General features: G+C 57.6%; 6 protein-coding genes and 1 pseudogene. 2 read left to right on the top strand and 5 right to left on the bottom strand.

Annotation, left to right across the window (positions count from 1 at the left end):
- Positions 1 to 6: 6 nt before the first annotated feature.
- Together EPO09_RS22335 and EPO09_RS09375 are read left to right on the top strand one after the other, a co-directional pair.
- Positions 7 to 210 (top strand): annotated as a pseudogene (locus EPO09_RS22335) (TniQ family protein); the annotation flags it as partial.
- A 501-nt stretch (positions 211 to 711) separates the two neighbouring features.
- Complete coding sequence (locus EPO09_RS09375) at positions 712 to 1,101, top strand: hypothetical protein (protein WP_290642446.1); 390 nt, start codon at positions 712 to 714, stop codon at positions 1,099 to 1,101.
- A 279-nt stretch (positions 1,102 to 1,380) separates the two neighbouring features.
- Here EPO09_RS09375 and EPO09_RS09370 read toward each other — a convergent pair whose 3' ends face one another.
- The 5 genes from EPO09_RS09370 to EPO09_RS09350 form a co-directional block, all read right to left on the bottom strand.
- Entirely contained in the window at positions 1,381 to 1,791 is a 411-nt protein-coding gene (locus tag EPO09_RS09370; protein ID WP_290642444.1) for a hypothetical protein, read from the bottom strand.
- 57 nt (positions 1,792 to 1,848) lie between these two features.
- On the bottom strand, positions 1,849 to 2,136 hold the full coding sequence (locus EPO09_RS09365) for a hypothetical protein (protein WP_290642442.1): 288 nt from the start codon (positions 2,134 to 2,136) through the stop codon (positions 1,849 to 1,851).
- 155 nt (positions 2,137 to 2,291) lie between these two features.
- Positions 2,292 to 2,738: a hypothetical protein gene (locus EPO09_RS09360; RefSeq protein WP_290642440.1), complete on the bottom strand. Its 447-nt coding sequence runs from the start codon at positions 2,736 to 2,738 to the stop codon at positions 2,292 to 2,294.
- A 77-nt stretch (positions 2,739 to 2,815) separates the two neighbouring features.
- A complete protein-coding gene (locus EPO09_RS09355) occupies positions 2,816 to 3,082 on the bottom strand; it encodes a hypothetical protein (RefSeq protein WP_290642438.1) in 267 nt (88 codons plus the stop codon).
- Between the two features lie 29 nt (positions 3,083 to 3,111).
- Positions 3,112 to 3,402 (bottom strand): hypothetical protein, encoded by a 291-nt coding sequence (locus EPO09_RS09350; RefSeq protein ID WP_290642436.1) that lies wholly within the window; start codon positions 3,400 to 3,402, stop codon positions 3,112 to 3,114.
- Positions 3,403 to 3,577 lie beyond the last annotated feature (175 nt).

Here is a 3,577-nt window from a genome sequence, read left to right as displayed (position 1 = left end):
GCTGCATTGAAGCGACTAACCCTGAACAAGCAGCTTGACCGGGCGACCTTCTTGTCTTGGCGAGGTCTATTTGATGGAAAAGGCGCCGGTCTGTTACATAAGACTAGGAAGTGGTGCCCCGACTGCGTTGCTGAAGCAAGTGAAAGTGCAAGGCCAATCACATCGTTGTTGCTCTGGGCATGCGCGAGCGTTACCCACTGCCACATTCATTTGTGTCCGCTGGAAGATGCATGTGCAAAGTGCGGGGCGGGGCAGTTCCCTTTGGCGGAGAGTGCAGCATATGGTCGTTGCCAAGCATGCGGTGCAACGCTCGGATGGCGATCAGGGCTGTTGAGCGCGAATCCGCCGGATGAGCGGCAGCAATTCGTACTGCGTTCTGTCTTGCAAATGCTTGAGCAACGCCCAGACTCCAGTCGAGCGTTGGCGACTTCACAAGTGTGGTCAAGGGTGCTTCGCGAAGTTGCCGATGCGCATAAAGGTGGCTCTATGAAAGCGCTGGGGAGAGATATCCACATCGACGGTAGCGTCTTGCGTGACTGGGCGCACCAATACAAACGGCCTAGATTTGACACGTTTGTGGAGGTTTGCTACAGACTGGGCACGAAGCCCGTGGACTTGCTCTCAGGGCGAGGGTATCAAGACGCGCCATCTTTGAAACCGGGTAGCTTGCCGTTGAGTAGACCAACGTTCAAGTTGAGTGCTGAGCAGCTAATGGCTGTTGAAACGGAAATTGATGAGTTGGTCACCCGGACCGATAGCTACTGCAACTTGACTGAGTTCGCTGCACAGAAGGGAACGTCAGTAGGCCACTTGATGTACCAGATACCGGACGCCTGCAAGAAGCTTTTGGCTCACCGCGTCCAGGTACGAGCCGCTAGAGCTGTGGCTCTAAGGGAGTTGAACGAGAAATTGGCACGCTCTGCTGTGAGGCAACTCGTTCAAACGATGTCCCAGTTTCCTCGCCGTCGCTTGGCCGAGGCGCTTCTTGATGCAGGTACTTGCATCCGTAATCCACATGTGCGCCAAGTGGCCTTCGAAGAGCTTGAGATCGTACGTAAAGAGGCAGAAGAGCGACGTCTTCAGGCCAAATATTCTGATTGAGCGCGGCCAAGACAGCGCGGACCATTGACTCGGCCTAGACGCCGGCGATGGTCAGGGAAAAAAGAAACGGCTCCCTAGGGGAGCCGTTCCGCGTTCAACGAAGCCCTTGCATCTTGCGAAATCAACGAAACGATTGCATTTGGTGCAATCGTTTCGTTTAAGTCACACTCAGGCGGGGCGCCGGAGCTGAATATGGTGGAGCCGGGGGGAATTGAACCCCCGTCCATCCGTAGCAATATTGTCTTGCGTGCGAATAGCGTGCGATTACGCATGGTTGGGTTAGGCCATGTAGGCGAGCACGGGCAGCACGTCCTGAGGAACCCGTCCAGTGATGACCAGGAAGTGGCGCCACACCCCATAGGGGACCTTTCTGCCGCCTTCCTTGAACTCTCGCACGCGGCGATCGCTGGACAGTCCAAGCAGCGCGGCCAACTTGCCGTCCGTGTTGTAGGCAGGGAAGTGATCCTGGAAGTGCTTGAAGTAGGCGCGAACGAGTTCTGCCGGCGGCGCCTCCCATCCCTCGGACTCACGCAGCAGGTGAGATCGTGGGAAGTCCTGCTCGGTCACGTACTGTTGCGGCGGCAGTCGTGGGGCTTCCAGGTTGGCTTTTAGTTGCCTGATGGCCTGATCTGTAGCCTGCTGAAAAATGAAGGCCTGCTGGTCGCGGATGCCTGGAAGTTCAATGCGCATGTTGTTTGCTCCAAAGTCGCCCCGAAGGGAAGGGAGAGGCCTTGAGGCCCCTCCCTTTTACCGTGGCGACAGTTCGATGCTACGAACGTCTGAAACACGAATGTTGACCAGGCTCAGCGTACCGGTTGCTATCTGCTTCCAGCTGCCTTGCTGGTGTATGGCCAGCAGGCAGTAGAACAGGTAGTCCGGAAGGAGCAAGCCGGTTTGTTCGACCCGTATTCCGATGTGTTCTGGGTTGAACACTCGGACCGGCTCACCGACTCGATCCACCGAGCCCCGGCGAACAATCCAGAAGTGGGCCTCTGGGAAGTTCGACCGGATGGTCGAGACATCAGAAAGTTTCATCTCGTTCTCCGTGGCGGCAACGACTAGCCTCCTCAGGACGAGTGGCTCTCTGCGTGCCACCACAAAACAAATGATAGGCGCAATGCGCCTACTTGTCAACAGTAAAGAGAAAGCCCGCTCAAGGCGGGCTGTCGTAGAACTCGGCGTTTGGCGAGTTAGGGGACGTTGATGTCCGCTACATGGGGTTGGGCCCCAACATCCCACTTGCTCAGCTCGATGGCTGTTCGGCGCGTCTTGATGTGCGGGGTGCCAAAGCCTGAAGACTCGCGCTGCAGGTGGTCGATTTCCCGCCCGGCCTGTTCGATCTGGTGCAAGTAGAACTGTTCAACCCAGGTGTGGTCAAACAGCGTGCGCCCTTTACTTGGCGCACGATGCATCAGCTCTTGCGCTGCTTTCACATCGATCACGATGCAATCGACCTTGGTGCCGCGCTCCCGGCAAAGGCGCTGCACGCGGTCAGCTTCCATGCGGTTGATGAACACCACGCGGTCGCCATCCTTCAGGCTTTCGACCAGCGAGGTGGTTCGGCCCGTTCTACGTGCAGCATGGCTGTAGATCAAGTTCGCCGTCTTCATCGCGGCGCCGATTCCAAAATGGTCCATGTCGGTCCTTTCGTCGTTGTGGCCACAGGCCTAACCGGGCGTTGCAGCGGACCCGCAGGCGGGACGCTGAATGGGCGCTAGGCCCCACGCTTTGGCGTCATCGGGTGGGGCTTGGCGACTTTGCTGATGGCGAATGCGAAGTTGACGCACTTCAGGCCTTGCGTGTCGCGCGGCCACTCGGTGGCGAAGATCAAGTGATCGTCCTTCGGCATCTTTCCTTCGTGCAGGTAGTGCACGTCGGCTTCATCAATGAACTTGCTCACCTTGAAGGCCTTGCACAGGCCGGGTGCGTTGATCGATTTTCCGCAGCCTTGCGGGCCGACGATGATGATGCTTTGCGTCATGTAGTCCTTTCTGCCAGGCTTCGCCCTGCTCAGTTGTCAGAGTCCCGGCCTGCTACCTCACCTTGTGGTGTCGGACAAGCCAGCGGATGACCTTCCGGTATCTCGATGCGTACTGATCCGTAGACTGTTTCGGTGAGGACCTCTGTTCGCTCACGGTTCAGTTGAGGTTGTCCATGTTCATTGAGAACATGCATCACACACATGCCCTTCTCTTCGTCAGCGGTCACTACAAACTTGGCAGGCACGCCGCACAGGTAGACCTTTACGCCAAATGTGAGGGGGTGATAGCCTGGGTCGCTCTTGTCAACGCTGAGTCTCATAGTGGGTCTCCATCAACTCCGACAGACAGGGGAGAATGAGTGCGGCCGAGCACAGTCAAGCGAACGGCCATGCCTTGGTTGAGGCGCTGCAGCTCGTCCGCCGTGGGCATCCAGTAGGACACGACACCATGCGTGCCCGTGTCCTGCCAGATCACGCGGGTGATGGGCAGGGCGC

The sequence above is a fragment of the Aquabacterium sp. genome (assembly GCF_004297345.1).
In the GTDB taxonomy this organism is placed as follows: domain Bacteria; phylum Pseudomonadota; class Gammaproteobacteria; order Burkholderiales; family Burkholderiaceae_C; genus Aquabacterium.
The sequence above is the reverse complement of the archived record's forward strand: the minus strand, read 5'-3'. Positions and strand labels throughout refer to the sequence as shown.

What these genes read in the sequence shown, in the direction of transcription:
- EPO09_RS09355 (WP_290642438.1), bottom strand. Translation starts at nt 3,082, where the DNA reads ATGACGCAAAGCATCATCATCGTCGGCCCGCAAGGCTGCGGAAAATCG.
- EPO09_RS09365 (WP_290642442.1), bottom strand. Translation starts at nt 2,136, where the DNA reads ATGAAACTTTCTGATGTCTCGACCATCCGGTCGAACTTCCCAGAGGCC.
- EPO09_RS09350 (WP_290642436.1), bottom strand. Translation starts at nt 3,402, where the DNA reads ATGAGACTCAGCGTTGACAAGAGCGACCCAGGCTATCACCCCCTCACA.
- EPO09_RS09360 (WP_290642440.1), bottom strand. Translation starts at nt 2,738, where the DNA reads ATGGACCATTTTGGAATCGGCGCCGCGATGAAGACGGCGAACTTGATC.
- EPO09_RS09370 (WP_290642444.1), bottom strand. Translation starts at nt 1,791, where the DNA reads ATGCGCATTGAACTTCCAGGCATCCGCGACCAGCAGGCCTTCATTTTT.
- EPO09_RS09375 (WP_290642446.1), top strand. Translation starts at nt 712, where the DNA reads ATGGCTGTTGAAACGGAAATTGATGAGTTGGTCACCCGGACCGATAGC.